Origin of the sequence: Pseudoalteromonas luteoviolacea H33-S (assembly GCF_001625695.1) — a bacterium.
Classification (GTDB): domain Bacteria; phylum Pseudomonadota; class Gammaproteobacteria; order Enterobacterales; family Alteromonadaceae; genus Pseudoalteromonas; species Pseudoalteromonas luteoviolacea_B.
In genome coordinates this window covers 92,171-110,865 of record NZ_AUXY01000104.1, presented here as the reverse complement: position 1 = coordinate 110,865, position 18,695 = coordinate 92,171, and the positions used below count along the sequence as shown (strand labels likewise).

The 18,695-nt window shown below is 43.7% G+C and carries 15 protein-coding genes; 8 read left to right on the top strand and 7 right to left on the bottom strand.

The features are described 5' to 3' along the window. Positions 1–7 precede the first annotated feature (7 nt). Both aceF and lpdA read left to right on the top strand, forming a co-directional pair. Entirely contained in the window at positions 8–1,903 is a 1,896-nt protein-coding gene (aceF, locus tag N477_RS21400; RefSeq protein WP_063362498.1) for a pyruvate dehydrogenase complex dihydrolipoyllysine-residue acetyltransferase, read from the top strand. A 218-nt stretch (positions 1,904–2,121) separates the two neighbouring features. Further along, positions 2,122–3,546, top strand: a complete 1,425-nt coding sequence (gene lpdA, locus N477_RS21395) for a dihydrolipoyl dehydrogenase (RefSeq protein WP_063362499.1) — start codon at positions 2,122–2,124, stop codon at positions 3,544–3,546. A gap of 138 nt (positions 3,547–3,684) precedes the next feature. Here the strand turns inward: lpdA and N477_RS21390 are convergent, their stop codons facing one another. After that, entirely contained in the window at positions 3,685–4,080 is a 396-nt protein-coding gene (locus N477_RS21390) for a hypothetical protein (RefSeq protein WP_063362500.1), read from the bottom strand. 116 nt (positions 4,081–4,196) lie between these two features. Then, positions 4,197–7,661, bottom strand: coding sequence for a leucine-rich repeat domain-containing protein (locus tag N477_RS21385; RefSeq protein ID WP_063362501.1), 3,465 nt, complete (start codon positions 7,659–7,661; stop codon positions 4,197–4,199). Positions 7,662–7,952: 291 nt separating this feature from the next. Between N477_RS21385 and N477_RS21380 the strand changes: the two genes are divergently transcribed. After that, positions 7,953–8,501 carry a hypothetical protein gene (locus N477_RS21380; RefSeq protein ID WP_155731985.1) on the top strand — a complete coding sequence of 183 codons (549 nt, stop codon included), beginning with the start codon at positions 7,953–7,955 and terminating at the stop codon, positions 8,499–8,501. Between the two features lie 35 nt (positions 8,502–8,536). On the opposite strand, the gene N477_RS21375 is transcribed toward N477_RS21380, so the two are convergent. Then, on the bottom strand, positions 8,537–9,643 hold the full coding sequence (locus tag N477_RS21375; RefSeq protein WP_063362503.1) for a tRNA nucleotidyltransferase: 1,107 nt from the start codon (positions 9,641–9,643) through the stop codon (positions 8,537–8,539). Between the two features lie 172 nt (positions 9,644–9,815). Here N477_RS21375 and N477_RS21370 point away from each other — a divergent pair, with 172 nt between their 5' ends. Then, complete coding sequence (locus N477_RS21370) at positions 9,816–10,730, top strand: ExeA family protein (RefSeq protein WP_063362504.1); 915 nt, start codon at positions 9,816–9,818, stop codon at positions 10,728–10,730. Positions 10,731–10,739: 9 nt separating this feature from the next. Continuing rightward, a complete protein-coding gene (locus N477_RS21365; protein ID WP_063362505.1) occupies positions 10,740–11,840 on the top strand; it encodes a general secretion pathway protein GspB in 1,101 nt (366 codons plus the stop codon). Between the two features lie 31 nt (positions 11,841–11,871). Here N477_RS21365 and N477_RS21360 read toward each other — a convergent pair whose 3' ends face one another. Beyond that, positions 11,872–13,065: an HD-GYP domain-containing protein gene (locus N477_RS21360; protein ID WP_063362506.1), complete on the bottom strand. Its 1,194-nt coding sequence runs from the start codon at positions 13,063–13,065 to the stop codon at positions 11,872–11,874. Between the two features lie 195 nt (positions 13,066–13,260). Between N477_RS21360 and N477_RS21355 the strand changes: the two genes are divergently transcribed. Then, complete coding sequence (locus N477_RS21355; protein WP_419555251.1) at positions 13,261–14,553, top strand: amidohydrolase; 1,293 nt, start codon at positions 13,261–13,263, stop codon at positions 14,551–14,553. A gap of 15 nt (positions 14,554–14,568) precedes the next feature. On the opposite strand, the gene rluA is transcribed toward N477_RS21355, so the two are convergent. Both rluA and N477_RS21345 read right to left on the bottom strand, forming a co-directional pair. After that, on the bottom strand, positions 14,569–15,222 hold the full coding sequence (gene rluA, locus N477_RS21350; RefSeq protein ID WP_063362507.1) for a bifunctional tRNA pseudouridine(32) synthase/23S rRNA pseudouridine(746) synthase RluA: 654 nt from the start codon (positions 15,220–15,222) through the stop codon (positions 14,569–14,571). Between the two features lie 69 nt (positions 15,223–15,291). Next, positions 15,292–16,056 (bottom strand): DeoR/GlpR family DNA-binding transcription regulator, encoded by a 765-nt coding sequence (locus tag N477_RS21345; protein ID WP_063362508.1) that lies wholly within the window; start codon positions 16,054–16,056, stop codon positions 15,292–15,294. A 139-nt stretch (positions 16,057–16,195) separates the two neighbouring features. Here N477_RS21345 and N477_RS21340 point away from each other — a divergent pair, with 139 nt between their 5' ends. Both N477_RS21340 and N477_RS21335 read left to right on the top strand, forming a co-directional pair. After that, positions 16,196–16,849 carry an HAD-IA family hydrolase gene (locus tag N477_RS21340; protein ID WP_155731984.1) on the top strand — a complete coding sequence of 218 codons (654 nt, stop codon included), beginning with the start codon at positions 16,196–16,198 and terminating at the stop codon, positions 16,847–16,849. After that, positions 16,843–17,130, top strand: coding sequence for a hypothetical protein (locus N477_RS21335; protein ID WP_231098114.1), 288 nt, complete (start codon positions 16,843–16,845; stop codon positions 17,128–17,130). The genes N477_RS21340 and N477_RS21335 overlap by 7 nt, the downstream gene beginning before the upstream one ends. 28 nt (positions 17,131–17,158) lie before the next feature. Here the strand turns inward: N477_RS21335 and N477_RS21330 are convergent, their stop codons facing one another. Then, positions 17,159–18,646: a hypothetical protein gene (locus N477_RS21330; RefSeq protein ID WP_063362510.1), complete on the bottom strand. Its 1,488-nt coding sequence runs from the start codon at positions 18,644–18,646 to the stop codon at positions 17,159–17,161. Between the last annotated feature and the right edge of the window lie 49 nt (positions 18,647–18,695).

The window sequence follows — 18,695 nt, the reverse complement described above, 5'->3', positions numbered from 1 at the left end:
CAAAAACATGTCAATTGAAATTCATGTTCCAGATATTGGTGCCGATGAGGTTGAAGTAACCGAGCTCCTAGTAAGCGTAGGTGACACGGTTGAAGTGGATCAGTCATTGATCACAGTTGAAGGCGATAAGGCTTCAATGGAAGTACCAGCAGCTGCTGCGGGTACTGTTAAAGAAATCAAAGTTGTTGAAGGTGATAAAGTTTCAACAGGTTCTTTGATTATGATTTTTGACGCAGCCGGTGCAGAAGCACCTGCTGCGGCAGAAGCGCCAGCGGCTCCTGCAGCAGCGCCAGCACCTGCGGCAGAGCTTAAAGAAGTACACGTACCAGATATCGGTGGCGACGAAGTTGAAGTCACGGAGATCATGGTTTCTGTGGGCGACGCAGTTGAAGCTGACCAGTCAATCTTAAACGTAGAAGGCGACAAGGCTTCTATGGAAGTACCAGCACCATTTGCAGGCACTGTGAAAGAAATCAAAGTGGAAGTTGGCGGTAAAGTGTCAACAGGCTCTTTGGTATTCGTATTTGAAGTTGCCGGCAGTGCACCAGCAGCGGCACCTGTTGAAGCTGCACCTGCGCCTGCGGCGGCACCAGCTGCGGTAGCAGAAGCGAAAGAAGTACATGTACCAGATATCGGTGGTGATGAAGTTGAAGTGACTGAAATCATGGTATCTGTCGGTGATTCAATCGAAGAAGAGCAATCTCTCATCACTGTAGAAGGCGATAAGGCTTCTATGGAAGTACCTGCACCATTTGCTGGTACTGTGAAAGAGATCAAAGTAAATGCTGGCGATAAAGTATCGACAGGCTCTTTAATCTTCGTATTTGAAACAGCTGGCGGTGCACCAGCGGCAGCAGCACCTGTAGCTGCGCCTGCTCCAACAGCAGCACCAGCAGCGGCTCCTGCGGCAAAACCTGCTCCGGCAGCAGCCCCTGCATCTGCACAAAAAGATGAATTTGTTGCGAACGATCAGTACGCACACGCATCACCAGTTGTGCGTCGTCTAGCACGTGAGTTTGGTGTAAACCTTGCGCGCGTTAAAGCAACTGGTCGTAAGAACCGTGTTGTTAAAGAAGACGTTCAGAACTATGTGAAAGAGCTAGTGAAGCAAGTTGAATCAGGTCAGCTATCTAAAGGTGGCAACACCGGTGGTGGCGAGCTGGGTCTAATTCCTTGGCCGAAAGTAGACTTCAGCAAGTTTGGTGAAGTTGAAGAGAAGAAGCTATCTCGTATTCAAAAGATCTCTGGTGCAAACTTACACCGTAACTGGGTACAAATCCCGCATGTTACACAGTTTGACGAAGCAGACATCACGACACTAGAAGCGTTCCGTAAAGAGCAAAATGTGCTGGCTGAGAAGAAGAAAATGGGTGTGAAAATCACGCCATTGGTCTTCGTAATGAAAGCGGCTGCAAAAGCTCTTGAAGAGTTCCCAACGTTTAACTCTTCACTATCAGAAGACGGTGAGAGCCTAATTCTGAAGAAATACGTGAACATTGGTGTCGCGGTTGATACGCCAAATGGCTTGGTTGTTCCAGTATTCAAAGACGTGAACAAAAAAGGCATCATCGAGCTTTCTCGTGAACTGATGGAAGTGTCTAAGAAAGCACGTGACGGTAAGCTGACTGCTGCTGACATGCAAGGCGGTTGTTTCACAATCTCGAGCCTAGGTGGCATCGGTGGTACGTCATTCACGCCAATCGTGAATGCGCCAGAAGTGGCAATCTTAGGTGTATCTAAGTCTGAGATGAAGCCGAAATGGAATGGTAAAGAGTTTGAGCCGCGCTTAATGGTGCCGCTAAGCTGTTCATACGACCACCGTGTAATTGACGGGGCGCTTGCAGCACGCTTTACTGTGACACTTGCAAACTACCTGAGCGATATTCGTCAGCTAGTAATGTAAGATGAATCAAAACCGCCCAACCTAAGTTGTGCGGTTTTGTTGTATTTTTAGTGTCCTGTCTGATAATTGGACGGGACATTAGTGAGTGCGAATGATACACTTTCGCGCACAAAAAACTCTCTCTGTTGGATTTGCCCTAATTTGGCGACCGGCAGGCAAATTGGGTGCGGATACTCAGTTGAGTAGAGTCCCGTTCGAATAATAGTTAAGGTAATAACATGAGCAACGAAATCAAAACTCAAGTTGTTGTACTAGGCGGTGGTCCTGGTGGTTACTCTGCAGCATTCCGTGCAGCAGACCTAGGTTTAGATGTTACATTGATTGAATCTCGCGATACCCTAGGTGGTGTTTGCTTGAACGTAGGTTGTATTCCTTCAAAAGCACTTCTTCACGTCGCTAAGGTTATCGACGATGCAGCTGAAATGGCTTCTCACGGTGTAACTTTCGGTGCTCCACAAATCGATTTAGACAAAATCCGTACTTGGAAAGAGTCTGTAATCGGTCAACTTACTGGCGGTCTAGCTGGTATGTCTAAAATGCGAAAAGTTAACGTAGTTAACGGTTACGGTAAATTCACAGGCTCTAACACCATCGCAGTTGAAGGCGCTGACGGCACTAAGACAGTGACGTTTGAGAACGCAATCATTGCAGCAGGTTCACAACCAGTAAGCCTTCCGTTCATCCCACAAGATGAGCGTATCATTGATTCAACTGGTGCACTTGAGCTTAAAGACGTGCCTGGCAAACTACTTGTACTAGGTGGTGGTATCATCGGTCTTGAGATGGGTACTGTTTACCGTGCATTAGGTTCAGACATCGACGTTGTTGAATTTGCTGATCAGCTAGTACCTGCTGCTGACAAAGACATCATCAAGGTTTACCAGAAGTACGTTAAGAACAAGTTCAACGTGATGCTTTCTACGAAAGTTGTTGCTGTTGAAGCGAAAGAAGACGGTATCTACGTTTCATTCGAAGGTAAACAAGCACCTGAAGGCCAAGTACGTTACGACAAAGTATTGGTTGCTGTTGGTCGTACACCAAACGGTAAGCTACTTGACGCTGACAAAGCTGGCGTTGCAGTTGATGAGCGTGGCTTCATCAACACAGACAAGCAAATGAAGACAAACGTTGACCACATCTTCGCGATTGGTGACATCGTTGGTCAGCCTATGCTTGCGCACAAAGCGGTACACGAAGCACACGTTGCTGCAGAAGTTATCTCTGGTAAGAAGCACTACTTCGATCCTAAGTGTATCCCTTCAATCGCTTACACAGATCCAGAAATTGCATGGGTTGGTGTTACTGAGAAAGAAGCAAAAGAGCAAGGCCTTAAGATTGAAACTGCGGTATTCCCGTGGGCTGCATCTGGCCGTGCAATCGCTTCTGCACGTACTGAAGGTCAAACTAAGCTTATCTTTGATAAAGAGTCAGGCCGTGTTATCGGTGGTGCGATGGTTGGTATCAACGCAGGTGAAATGCTTGGTGAGATCGGCCTAGCGGTAGAGATGGGTGCAGACGCAGAAGACGTGGCACTGACTATCCACGCTCACCCGACACTGAACGAGTCAATCGGTCTAGCTGCTGAAATTTTCGAAGGTTCAATCACTGACCTTCCAAACAAAAAAGCAGTTAAGAAGAAGTAATTAACACTTCTTTTTAAATTGAAAAAACCCGGCAATTGTCGGGTTTTTGTTTGTTACACGGGTGTATTGTTGTGAAAAGTGAGCTCCAATCTACTTATAAGCACGCTCAGCTACCTTTGTTCAACCCGCTTAATACATTCAGGCAGTCACTGCGACATGCGATTGCAGCGGGTAACCTTGATACTCCTTGAGGACAGCTAAAAAACTTTCTAGCTCGCCGGTATCACTCCCTCGGCTTTGTTCAAAGGCGATTTCGTTTTCAATTTGTGCTAAAAAGTTACTACTGCTAGAACCTTGGAGTTCACCATCAACTAATCTAAAGGTGTCATGAGGGAGCCTGAACAGGAGTCTATCGTCTCCTGTTGCCTGTATCAATGCATTGAGCTCATTCATGCCGGTATTGTTCATATCGATGGCTTTTGCACTGCTTGGCGGTTGTGTGGTGTTTTGCGGCAGTGAGTTGCCATGTTGTGCTTTTGTCTTAACAGTATGTCTCGTTGGTGTGTAGGGGGCATATACACTATCAATTTTCATCTCGTATCCTTACTCCAGTTAGTTTAACGCTTAAGTTAAGCAAGATACGTACACAGTGCACTGTAAAATCATCAGCCCAACGAAGGCTGGGCTGCCATTGCGGTTATTTATGCTGACTATGCGTTATTTAAGTCTTTGATTAATTGTTTTAATGCCTTGGTTAGCCCTGTCCATGCTTTCTCAGGATAATCCCACTGATTGATGGGCTTTAAGCGATTTTGCTCGTCTTGTGGAAAGAACTGATATTGGGACATAGCGACCGCTTCTTCGTTTTCTAAATCAGCATGAATTTCTTCTGGCCAAACATGCCAGTCGGCGAAGTCACAGTCTTTCAACAATACTGGAAAGATTTTAGTGCTACCGTCTTGTAAGTTTTTAAGTGCTTTGGGCACTTCGACATCATGTACATAGCCTGATGCAATAAAGGCTTGGCTGATGAGCATAATCACCACATCGGCTTCCTCAAGGGCCGTGACAATCTCTGTGTGCCATACGTCCCCAGGTTGAATTAAGCCATCTTGCCAAATCTCAATCTGTTTATTTCGCACCAAGTTGGTGAGGTACAACTCAAGCTCTTGACGCTGTGCGATGTCATCGTGGCAATAAGATATAAATACTTTGAGCACTTTATTCAGTCCTTTCAGTGTAAATGGTTGATAGGGTTCTACATCTAAGTTTTTTATTATATTTTTTTGCGTATCAAAAGCCGAGATTTGCGTAGAGTTGCTGTGCTCAGCGAGCTCAGTTGCCGACACAAAGTAACGGTTATCCAAAGATAGCTGTAAGTCTTTAGGTGGCGTTTCAAAAACGGTTTTAATGTGGTCGAATTGTTGTTGTGTCACTTCCTCGAGTTCAAGTGTGCGCTTTTTGCTACTACCTTGCTTAAGTTGCTTAAACAAACTATCAAAGCGCTTGAGATCGGTTTGAATATCCAAATCCCAATACATGGCCATAATCACAAAATACAGATAGCGAATATGCTGCGAGCGTACCTTGTTGTGGCCACTGATATAGACCTTGATTTGAATATGTGGATGGTACTCGACTTTTATCAGCACCTTGCTGGCGTGATCTGTGTTTTTTGTCCCATCGTCATTTTTGTTGACACCTAAGGTAAACAGTAACTGGTTGCGCCAAAACAATTTGCTTTCGGGTAAGGGGCCAAAGTAACAAATGAGTTGGTTAATGAGTCCCATGGGGATAAATTGCGCAAACTTTAAAGTAAAGGCACTAGCATACTCCATACCGAAGGTATACAGTGCATAGTGGTCGCCCTCTTCTTTGGCCAGTGGGAGATAGTTGGGGATGATGATTTCATCGGTGTGTGTATGGTCAAAGATGACTTTTTCTTTTTTGAGCAGTTCGACAACGTCTTTATCGATTTTATGTTGTTTTATAAGTTTATCGAATTGTGCTTTACGTATCCTTCCCTGAGAGTTTTCAAATGTTTTAAGGCTTAATATGTGGCTATGGATAAACTGTGTTAGGGCTTGCGGATTAAGCCACACCTTGTTTTTATTGATACTGGGATAGTATAAAACCAGCCCTTGCTCGTGCCATTTTTTCAGCTCTGTTTGCAGGTGCAATCTGTCATTGTCAGAGCCCGCTTGGTATTGTTTAACCAAGTCGCCCAAGCGAGTATATGTGTGGGCATTGTTTATACGGTTTTGCTGTCGGTCCAACACATATGCGATAAAGTCTTGATACCATTTATCTCCCTTTACCGTGCGGCGGCTTTGCTCGATAAATGTATCCAATGTGGTGTGTAAGTAGTTTAGGCTGGCCTGATTGACAGACGTGTCACCTGCGTCATTTAGGGAGACATAAAACTGGTGCTGGGTCAGCGATTGTGGTTCAGAGGTGACTAACTGTTTTGGGTCTTGGTCAGCATGGGTTTGCACTAACAATAAAGGCGTCTCTACCTTGCGTTCAGGTGCTGTCATACCGCGCCACTGAGCAAGCCAATACGCCAGTGAGAAATGCTGAGTCTCGTAGCCACGGCTATCTGTTGCTTGCTGATTACCATTACAGTCTTGCTTCCACAGTAAGCAAGTGAGGACTTTTTGCTGCATAAATACCCGATACACGCCATGGTAATAATCTTGGCCACCAAAGTCATAAAAAATGGCATCAGGCAGTGAGTTTTGTATCGCTTGCTGTGACGCTGCGCGATTATCTACACAGGTATAGTGCTGAATGGAGAGAATATGGGTCGATTGGGTCTTTTCAGTGAGGCTTTGCTTTTGCAAATAATTCGCTAAGCTCGATTTACCAGCACTGTGGTTGCCTAAAAATAATACCTTGCAAGGCAGCTTTATTTGACTGTGGCTTTCGGTGGTTTGCAGCAGCAAGTTTTTAATGGCATCTAGGTGGTTGTCCCATGGCTCTAGGGTTAAGTCATGCTCTGTTAAAAAATGGTTATTACTGACTTTGAGGTGTTCTAGTTTTTTAATTTGTCCAATTGGCGTGATGTCTTTTATGAGATTATCATCTAGGTATAGGCTTTCTAGGTCGCTAAGCTTTGCAAGCGGTGTGATGTCACAAACAGCATTGTTATCTAAGTCAAGATATGTCAGGTTTTGGAGTTGCTCTATGCCTGTTAAATCAGAGATGAGGTTATCGGACAATTTTAATTTTTGAATGCGGTTAAGTTCATTAATAGGGGATATGTTCTCAATTTCACAACTCACAAGCTCTAACGAGCGCACATTTTGCAAGTTCTCTAATGGGCTGAGGTCGCTAAAATAACTGTGTGAGATATCAAGGTGTATCAGGGCTGTTAATTCACGCAGCATGTCAAGGCTACCAAGCACACAATCAACTAATTCGATAGTTTCTATTTTAGGTAAATTCCAGCTTGATTGGGTTTGCTCGAATTGACAGGTTTCCAGTATGAAGGTATCTAATCGTGACAAATAGGGAAAATTGGACTTAAGCTTCGGGCAATCAGACAATTTTAGATATTGTAAATTATGACTGCCCGCTAAATCATTAAGGTCTAATTCATCGAGATTTGAAAGTTCAAGCCACTCTAAATGGTGTCGATGTTGCAGGTGTGCCAATTGAATGTCTACATTGCCGCACAAATCTAAATATCTTAGCTCAGTAAGCTGGCATAACATTGCTGAATTAAAAGAGGTGTTGCGCACAAGTGACAGCACTGCCAGATTAGGCAATTGCACCGATCCGTATTGACTTAATAACTTTGAGTCTCCCAGTACTAAAACACGCAGTGACGTAAGCTCTGAGATTAAACTGAGGTTCACAGCTTCAAAGCAGTGCTCCGCAATCAGGACTTCTAGCTGAGATAAGCGCTGTATTTGCTCTGGTAGTTCATCAAATGAGGATTCTCCGCCAGACGTATCATGGTGCTTTAAATCGTCAAATAATGCGCGTGAGATAAATGTCCCCTGGTTGTGCTTTAACTCATGAGCGAACTCAACCCCTAAACACAACTCTTTTAACCAAACCAGTTCGAATAATTCCTCAGGCAACGCTGTTAAGCCAAGACCATTTAAATTTAGCCTACCGGTTTTTTCTTGTTTTTCTTGCTCAATACGCCTAAGTGCCTCTGCTAACATCACTTTTCCTTAATACGACAGATGTTGGCTATTTTTACTTAAAAAACAGTTCATAGGCAACTAATTGAAAAATAACTAAGTAGAGATGATGTCGCTGCACTGTTTGATCGTGCTTTTATACAGTATTGATTGGCAGGAAAAGTCGATGTTTAATTTTTTGTTTACTGACGGGAAATAAACTGTTTATGTTTACTTTGGTTTACTTTTCAATAGCTTAATGTCTTAGAATGTTTTTTAAAACGGTATGTTTTAAATATAATTGCCAATTAATTTATTTTCAATATGGCAACAATGATGAAAAAAGTACTACCTGTATTCTTAGGCTTATCTCTGGCAGCATGTGGTGGTGGCAGTGATGACAACAGCACGCCGAAAGCGCAAGAACAGCAACCAACAGTCAATAATTCAACGACGACTGAACAACCTGCAACATCAGAGTTTGCACCGATAGTTGGTGTTTATGATGCAAGTTATGAGGGAGATAAAGCGGTTGCAGTAATTGATAGTCAGGGCAAATATCATATGTTTGACCACCTAAATGATGACAAAGGTGGCAATAAAGACTGTTATGCTGCTGCAACAAAAGAGCTGCCTAATTATTCATTTAACGACTTAAGCTTCAAATATGATGAGAATCTTCGTCATTTCCAATTACAAAATGCAACACCGTCACTTGCATATGAAATCAATGACAAGAATGAAGTGGAATATATCATTAGCGATAATATGACGATAGGTGGCGGCGCTTTGTCAATTAAATCGAATAATCAGCATATTGTGATCCGAAAAGATAAATTAGCTGTTTCGGTTGAAGATGTATTAGGCAAAAAATGTGCTTAATGCGCTAGGGGGCGATAGCCCCCTTTCTTAATAGTTTAAAGCGTCAAAATGGCTTCAATACGCTTTAATTTCAGCTTATCCATCTCTACTTTAATTTCTGGCCCTTTTGCACCCAGTGCGATCACTTCCTGTGCTTTGACATTACTCGCTGCTTTGTATGCTTTGTTGAGTTTAATGGCTTTGTCGGCACAGTGATCATCAATGACGCGTGCAGTGCTGATAAACACGCTTAAACGCTCTGGACGACGCCATGCATCGAGCTGATTTAATATGGTCATGATGGTGTCAGCTTGCCAAGGGGTTGATTGTAATAATGGTAAGTTTGCCTGCAAATCACGTAAGCTATCAGCATAGATTTTTGGGATCTTATGAGCTTGCTCTAGATTGTATTGGCTCAGATCAGCTTGATATTGCCAAAGGCTAAACGCAGATCTTAAATAGGTATCGTTGCTTGGATCTAAGCGCGCAAGTTGATCCGCTAATGTCTTAGCAGTGGTTTGATCCCATTTGGTTTGCCAAGGTGTAACAAATGGCAGGGCATTCAGATCCGCAAGCACATTGGCAAATATGTGGATAGCACCATCTTTGAGTGATTTTTCTATCTCCATCCATACCCGCTCTTTAGTGAGCGTTTTAAGCTCACCCGCTTGAACCATGGCAGTCATTAACTGCATGGTTTCATCCGCAATGGTAAAGTCCAAGTAGTGATAGCGCGCAGCGAATCGCGCAACACGTAAGATCCTCAGTGGATCTTCGCTGAAGGCGTCACTGACATGGCGCAAGATCTTATTGTCGAGATCTGCTTCACCATGATAGGGATCGATCAAATTACCTTGATCATCTTTGGCAATGGCATTGACGGTCAAATCACGGCGGATCAGATCATCTTCTAGGGTAATGGTCGGTGCAAAGTCGCAAATAAAGCCCGTATAGCCTTGCCCTTGCTTGCGTTCGGTGCGTGCTAAGGCGTGCTCATCTTTACTTTCTGGGTGCAAAAACACAGGGAAATCTTTACCAACTTGTTGATAACCAAGTTTGAGCATATCTCTGATTGTCGCACCTACTACAACATAGTCTCTTTCTAATATAGGTCTGCCGAGTAATTCATCTCTGACGGCACCACCGACCAAATACACCTTCATAGTTATCCTAATACGTCATTATTTCATGTTTCACTATGGCACTATCATCTTGAGTTTAAAATGTTTGTTCCTAAATTTGTGAAAAATTCAGTGTCGATTAAGCAAACAATGTTTTAACTTAAAGTGATTTTTTGCCATTATAGGCAGCATTCTAACAATAAAGAGACAGCACGTGTATTTACGCTATTTTGGTTTAACGGAAAAACCGTTTTCAATTGCGCCAAATCCTGAGTTTCTATTTTTAAGTGATCGCCACAAAGAAGCGTTGGCGCATTTAACCTATGGACTTGGTGACGCCGGCGGCTTTGTATTATTGACAGGGGAAGTGGGCACAGGTAAAACCACCGTGACGCGCAGCATGTTGGCGCAATTACCCGAGTCTACGCAGGTTGCGTTTGTTTTAAACCCAGCACTGTCCGAAATGGAATTGTTAGCCAGTATTTGTGATGAGCTGCACATTGACTATGATGCAAAAGAAGCAACGCTGAAGTCATTAACCGATGTGATCAAAAAACGTTTGTTAGATAATCATGAGCAAGGTGGCCACACTATGCTGATTATTGATGAAGCACAGCACTTGGCTGCAGAAGTGTTAGAGCAGCTTCGTCTATTGACTAATTTAGAAACGGATCATAAAAAGCTTCTGCAGATTGTGTTGGTTGGTCAGCCTGAACTCCAGCAGTTACTGCAACGCAACGAGTTGCGTCAGTTAGCACAAAGGATCACTGCGAGATACCACTTGCTGCCGTTGACTGAGTCGCAAGTGTTTTCTTATATCAAGCACAGATTGAATAAAGCGGGTTGCCAAAATCACTTGTTTAGCAATGAATCTGTTGCCTATATTCATCAAGTGACAGCAGGGATCCCAAGGCTTATTAATTTACTGGCAGACAGATGTTTGCTTGGTGCTTATTCTGCTCAGCAGCAAGAAGTCACTAAACAGATAGCGCAACAAGCAGCCAAAGAGGCTTTGCCGCTTAATTTGATCCCAGAACAACAAACCAAAAAACTCAATGTGCCGATGTTAGTGTCTGGTTGGGTGGCCGCAATGTTTGTCTGCGGTTTTGGTCTTTCATATATTTTTTAATGGTGTGCCATGTCTTATCTTGTTAATGCATTAAAACAATCACAACAACAATCAAAATCTGAGCAAGACTATGTACAAGCACGTCAATCTGCACAGGTCGCATTTTATAAACGTTTAAGTCTCGGACTAGGCGGTGGGCTTATTAGCATTTGTGCGCTAAGCGCAGGGTATTTCCTTGGTCAGTCGGTGCAAACACCTGACAATGATCAAACACTGGTGGCTGTTGAGCCAGTATCGCGTGCTGAGGAAACCAAAGAGACTGCAGAGGTTGAGGCGGTTAAAGCGGACTCGGAGATTACTCAGGCTGAGTCTAATGCGTCTGATCAAGTTGTCGCAAACACTGCACTTACAACTCCCAATGTTGTAGCTACTGCACCTGTTATGACCAACCCAATGCAACAACCGGTATTGATGCAGCAACCTATGGTACAAAACCAAATTCACTATCAGTGGATGTCAGTGCAAGTGGGCTTCGATGCCAGTGGCCGAGCTGTTTATTCTCAACAGTTGGTCCCTGTAAATAGTCAGGGCCAAATTGTTAATGTACCGGTACAAGCACAAATGCCACAAACGCAGCAATTTGCAGCCGCAGGGCAAATTGTGCAGCCAAATATGGCTTATACACAGCAACCTGTCGCGATGCCTAATACAGGGCAAGTTTATAATCCGAATATGACACAAGCGTATACCGGAGCACCGCAATCTAATCAGTTTAATAGCACTCAAAATCGTGAAGAAGAGGAGTTAGCTGGTGTATCAGATGAGCTGAAAAAAGCCTTTGCAGCAGCTGTGGAAGAAACCCGCCCGACGTTTTCTGTGGGGTCAGAGGAAGACAGTGACGTGGTATCTAGTAGCAGAGAAACAGCACAAGCCACACCGGTTGAGTTACTTCCTTTGAAACTACAAAATAGTATTCCATCTTTGCGTTATCAAGCACATATTTACGCCACAGAGCCTGATAAGCGTTGGATCAAAGTGAATAACCGTGAGTTATATGAAGGCGACAACCTAGGTGCCTTGACCATAGTAGAGATCACACCAGAGCAAGCTTTATTTGACTTTGATGGCATTGAATTTACCCTCAATGCCATGCAGGACTGGATCCCATAACCCAACAGAAGTGACCTTAGCGCTTAAGGCGCTAAGGTAGCATAGAGTGGCGGAAAAACTTGATTAAGTCCAAACCAAACTCTTCAGGTTTTACCGCGGCTTCTAACTCATCATCAATGCGCTTATCGCTTAAGTCGACATCTCTTACTTCAACATGAAACATGTTCTTTGCATTGTAAAACACTTTCACCACAGGTTGTAAAGGCGACACTGGGTTGCTCGCTGCAACAATACCTATGCGATGGCTTTTGAGCTTAACTAAAGTGCCTACCGGATACATGCCAATACAGTGAATAAATTGGTTAAGTAAGTTCTCATCAAACTGATGTGGACACCCAGCTTTGAGCTTTTTGAATGCTTTTATGGGGGCCATACCCACTTTGTAGACTCTGTCTGCAGTCATGGCGTCATAGACATCGACAATAGAGATCATACGTACATACTGTGACAATTCGTCACCTTGTTTTGAGTACGGATACCCTGTGCCATCTAGCCTCTCGTGATGAAAGCCTGCTATTTCAGCGGCAATTTCACCTAATCCACTGTCTTTAACAATATCGTGACTATATTTTGCATGCTCTCGCATGATGGCAAACTCATTTTCACTGAGCTTGTCCGGTTTTTGCAATATTTCATCAGGGATTTTAATTTTACCTATATCATGCAATAACGCGCCCGTTGCCAACTCTTCTATGAGCTCGCGATCAAATCCGAGGTGCTTGGCAAAGATACTCATTAAAATGGATACGTTTAAAGAGTGCTCCAGCAGGTAGCCATCTTTTTCACGGATCCGTGCGATGCAGGCGAGGGCATCTTGATTTCTAAACACTGAATCGATAAAGCCTGAAGCCGTTTCTTTAAACTCCGCGATATCAATTTTTCGACCTTCTTTTATATCGGAGAAGGCCTTTTCTTGTAGCTGCTTTGCTTGCTCGTACATTTTAACAGCTTGGCCAAGCTCAGCTTCGACTGGGACGGATTTGTGCCAGGGATCTGGTTTAGCAGAAGTGATCACTTCTTCGATGATCTCTGGTTCGGGTTGGGACTGATCTAATGTTTTGTCGGGATCGATCTCGACTTCTAATACACCGGAATGGATCAAGTTGTTGATCCCTTTTTCATCTCTCACCCAGCCTTGATTTTTTACCCGTACGTGTCCGGCTTGTTTGATCACGCCAACAACAAACATACCAGGTTGTAACTCTTTGATATTTATTGTTTTCACAGTATAAAAACCCCTTGTGTAGAATTTAAGCTTAGCAAAGGCATATCAAAATGAAAGCGCAATAGTGCACAGATTATGAACATTTTTGTCCAGCGAGAATGGCATAAACAGTTGCATTTATCAGCAATTGTTTGCAAGCTGGAACGACTTTTTCAATTCAATAATAATAACGTTATGAAAACATTGCTCACATCAATGGCGCTATTGTGCTGTGTACATCACGCTGCTGCTAGTAATCTTGAATCCGCAGTAAACCAGTCGCTTCCTAAATTAGAAGCGCTGTATTTACATCTACATCAGAACCCTGAGCTGTCTATGCAAGAACAGCAAACGGGCGCACGTTTGGCGCAAGAGTTAAAAGCATTGGGCTTTGATGTCACTGAACGTGTGGGCGGCTATGGTGTAGTAGGGCTGATGAAAAATGGTGATGGACCGACAGTGATGATCCGCGCTGATACAGATGGTTTGCCAATTATTGAGCAAACAGGAAAGCCTTATGCTTCAAAAGTGCGCGTAAAGGATGCCAACAATAACATGGTCGGTGTAATGCACGGCTGTGGCCATGATATTCATATGACCAGTTTTATTGGTGCTGCAGAGCAGTTGGTAAAAAATAAACATCAGTGGCAGGGTACATTAATGATGGTGGCGCAGCCCGCAGAAGAAGTGGGCGCTGGCGCTAAAGCCATGCTCAAAGAAGGGCTATTTAGCAAATTTGCCAAGCCTGATCATGTTCTTGGTTTACATGTCAGTGCATCGCTGCCTGCAGGTAAAGTTGCCATCTCTCCTGGCTATGCGTTAGCCAATGTTGATTCTGTAGACATTACTGTAAAAGGGCAAGGTGGTCATGGCGCCTACCCGCATACAACGATTGATCCCATCGTGTTAGCGTCGCGCATTGTACTTGGGATCCAGACCATTACCAGTCGTGAGATCTCACCGCTTAAGCCTTCTGTGATCACTGTGGGATCGATTCATGGTGGATCTAAGCATAATATTATTTCTAACGAAGTGAAATTGCAGCTGACATTGCGATCTTATGATAGAGAAGTGAGAGATCAGCAAATAGCAGCGTTAAGGCGGCTGACTAAAGGGGTCGCTTTGAGTGCTGGATTGACGCCTGAGCAAGCGCCTGTTGTACATGTGCATGAATCAGAGAGCATTCCATCAACTTATAATGCACCTGATCTTGCTAATGCGGTGACAGCCAGTATTAAAAATGAATTGGGTTCTGAGAATGTGGTGAAAGCTGAGCCTGTGATGGCGGGAGAAGATTTTGGCCTTTACGGGCGCACGGATGACAATATTCCGATCACCATTTTCTGGTTAGGGGGCGTCGAGCCACAAGCATATGCCGATGCGCAAAAACATGGCACAAGTTTGCCTTCATTGCATTCAAGCAAGTTTGCGCCAGATTATCCATTGGCTTTAAAAACTGGGGTACGTGCCATGACGGCCAGTGCCTTAGATCTCTTTAATCAAAAGTAGGAATTGTGCCAGAGCCTAAAAAGGATCTGGCGCATTAAATTGCATCATCTCGCCACTGACAGGGTGGCAGATCTCCAACATTTGTGCATGCAGCTGCAAACGCTCTGCGGCTTTGAGGGCATCACCAGTCGCATATAGCCTATCACCTAGAATAACATGACCCAGTGATTGCATATGTACCCTTAGCTGGTGAGAGCGACCTGTAATGGGCGTAAGTGAAACACGTGTTGCGTTTGGCTCATATTCAAGTACTTCGTAATGGGTTAGTGATGGCTTACCCGATTCATGACAAACTTTTTGCTTGGGGCGGTTAGGCCAGTCACAAATGAGTGGCAGATCAACTGAGCCTGTTTTACTTTCCAGTCGACCATGTACACGTGCCACATAGCGCTTCTTCGTCAGTCGGTCTTGAAATTGAATACTTAAAAAACGATGTGCCTCTTTGTGCATGGCCAAGCATAAGATACCTGATGTCGCCATATCTAGGCGATGCACGATTTTTGCAGTTGGAAATACCCGATTGATGCGGTTAATGACGCTGTCTGCATGTTTTGGATCTTTGCCGGGTACTGTCAACAAACCACTTGGCTTGTTGATCACCAACATATGATCGTCCTGATATAAGAGACCTAGATAGGGATCGGTTGGTGGGTTGTAATTTAATAGCACTGCAAAATTCCAAATTTGATCGAAAACGGGCGTATTCTAACTGGCTACGATCAAAAGGCCAAGTAAACCCTAGTTGCTTGGCACAATGGTTAGTTCAATCCCAAGCGCTTGGATACTGCTTTGTACATCTTGTCGTATGCCCTCATCGGTGATCACATGATTGATCTTATGCGCAGGCACAATCTGGTAGGTTTTGGTTTTATCTAGTTTATCGTGAGGTCCCATTAAAACGGTGCGATCAGCTTGCTCAATGGTGGCTCGCAATACCTCAGCCTCTTCGAGGTAACTGACGCAAAAACCGTGCTTGGCATGAAATGCGCAGATCCCCATAAAAACGATATCAAAGCGGATCTGTTTGAGCATTTCAATGGCACTGTGACCAACGGTGCGCATGGCGGGTTTAAACATTTTGCCGCCAATTTGGATCACCTGCACCTGAGGTTGCTGCATGAGATCTTGCACAATCAGCGGGCAACCGGTGACAACGGTTAAAGGTAAGTTGGCTGGTAAGTTTTGTGCGAGGTAACGACACGTCTCGCCAGAATCAATAACAATGGTTTGTCCTGCTTCAAGCATATTGAGTGCGGGTTCTAAAAAGCGCTTTTTTGAGGGATCGGGTGTATTTAATCTGTCAAAATAATCAGGTGTCTCTTCTTGCATCACCAAAGCACCGCCATGAACACGGTGTAACAGTTTTAACTCTCCTAGCTTGTTGAGATCTCGCCTGATCGTGTCTTCACTGACAGCCAGTGATTTAGCCAACTCCACAGATGTGATCCTGCCATGCAGATTAAGTTGTTCTAAGATTAATTGATGTCGTTCCGCCAATAGCATTATGCATGTTCCTGCGCTTTTTTGCCGAATTTTACTTGATCTTAGGGGGATCGCAAGCGTATTATTTGCATGTTCATGCATTTATTTGCGTTTTTAAGTTTTTATTTGCGCGTTTTTGCCTGTTTTGATGGAGGGAAATATGGATTATTACTGTAATTTGTCTAAATACCGAGGTGCTATTTTTGATATGGATGGCACACTTGTCGATTCTGATACCGCGATTGCCAAAGCCATTGCGCCTTGGTGCCAAAGGCATCAGCTCGATATTGAACAAGTATTAAGAGATGGCCGAGGTGTTCGTTTCGAAGATTATGTAAAGCAATACTTACCACACTTGGATCTTCACCAGGAAGTTAAACATTTAGAAGGCGCTGAGGCCACATTTGCAAAGTATGTTAAAGAGATTGCTGGCGCAAAGGCCTTCCTTACTTATTTACAGCAGTTGAACTTACCGTGGGCGTTAGCGACTTCAGCGGATCGTGATAATGCTGTAGAGCGAATGAGAACATGTCACCTACCTATACCCACGCATTTAATCGGGGCGGAAGATGTCCAACAAGGTAAACCAGATCCAGAGCCTTTCACCGCGGCTGCAAATAAGCTGGGCTTGCCCTGTCGAGAATGTGTGGTGTTTGAAGACTCAGATGCTGGCGTACAAGGAGCATTATCTGCCGGGTGTGACGTGGTGGTAGTCGGGCGGTTTTGCCAGCTATCACATTCCAACATTGTAGCTAGGATAAATGACTATACAAATTGGAATGCAAAGCTGCTGCATGGGAGGGAAGCATGCTGAAAGTGACTTGGGCGCACTTTTTAATGAGTAGTGAACGTCACTGGGATATGGCTGGCGTATTGTTTGGGGGGATAGGCGCATTTGCACTGCTTGGACAATTACTCAATGAACTTAATCGCCAAGGTGATAGCACTTTATCGATGAGCTTTTTATTGGGTTATGTCGTGGTCTTTATGTTTTGGCTGCTCTATGGCTTGAGGTTTAAACGTCCAGCCATTATTTGCACCAATGCAGTGTGTTTAGTATTGCAATCGATGATATCTATGGTGGTTCTAAGTTAAAAAAGGGGCTGATCATGCCCCTATTCAGTTACTGATTTGCAGGATATGGTCCTGCCTCATGATCAAATTTAAATATTGCTTGTTTACCCAATGAACAATGCTCCCCAGACTGATATTGACAGACTGAAAGCCCATCTCTCGCAAATTCCGTTATCTCAAAAATGCTTTCTTGTTGGTTAATCACTGTGTGTAATTTACCTTCTATTACTGAGAACGTACCAGTCCCTTCCGGTGTGATGACTTTATTGACTAAATTACCACTCTCGTCTGGTAAACGCTGAAATAAATATGGGTGGATTTGATCTTGGTACTCCAAGTTCATTGCAGTGGATGCAAAGATATTTCTAGAAAAATCATTGATGCCAAATGCTTCGTCATACTCTACTTTTATTATCCATTTACCTTGCAATTTTAACGGGCCTTGCGGGTAAAACTCTGAGTTAAAATGATAAGCAATGTAGAGGGTATTGCCTTTTTTAGCGAGCAGTTCATAAAAGAATTCGCAGCTAACATAACAGCGATTATCAGGACAATTAAGTACAACCCCTTGCTCTGGATGTTCTAGTTTTTCTCTAACAAGTTGATTTAGGTGGTTGAGCTTCCATTTTGAGGCCGTGTTGGCAACGCTTGCAACTGCAATTTGATCTGGGTAGTAGTCATGAAAGCGTCCGTTGGGTTTGCGCCATTGGCCAATAATTTGTTCGTCAGTGAGTGCAACATCCTGTTTTTCAATCATGAAGCCGGAGAGCCACTTTGCTTGCTTGGATTTTTTATTTACTTGTTTTGCAACAAAGCGCAGCCCAATATCATCAATATTCTCAACTATGCGAATGACTAATTTCACGTTCTGTTCGTTGCGGTAATAGTGAAGAACAAGTTTTTTACCTGTCAGTTTCCAGGTTAAGTCACTTTGTGTGTTATCCCAATGATTGACAGTGCCTTTACCGTCTTCATGAAAAGTCACTGAAGCTGAGCTACTGGCTTTAAACCAATCTACTTCGGCATGTGTGACTTCATCAAAATTAGCGATTTCCCAAGTTGTATTTACCAGCTGTGTTTGCCACTTTTTCAGTTGTCGCTGTTTTACTAAAAGCCCTTGGTCAGAGAGTGTATAGGTCTGTACAACCATTTGCGCTTCTTTGTGCCAAACTTGCATATGCTGTGTGTATTCACTTGGTTCTTGCGTGTTAGTGCTAAAGCTCAGCCCTATCAATTGGTGAACATATGTTTCATTTTCTGACATAGGGAATTGATATCGGGTTTGCGGCTGAGAAAAGTTTACCATGATCTGTTGTTGGGCCTGCCACAACCACTGGGCAGGGACTTTAAAGTCATCCGCTACAATGACTTGATTATTGGGTTTGAAGCTCAATTTGTAGACTTGGTCAACGTCAGTACCAATCAAAAAATAGTTGCCTTGTGGGGAAGGGGTGTTCGAAGCGTATAGCTTTGTGCAGACTATCGTTAATAAAAAGATATTCAGCATCAAAAGAAGGTTTATTTTTTTTATTTTCATTATCGTTTCCTTGATTGTTTGAATCTTAACCAAGCTATCAAGGGGGAGC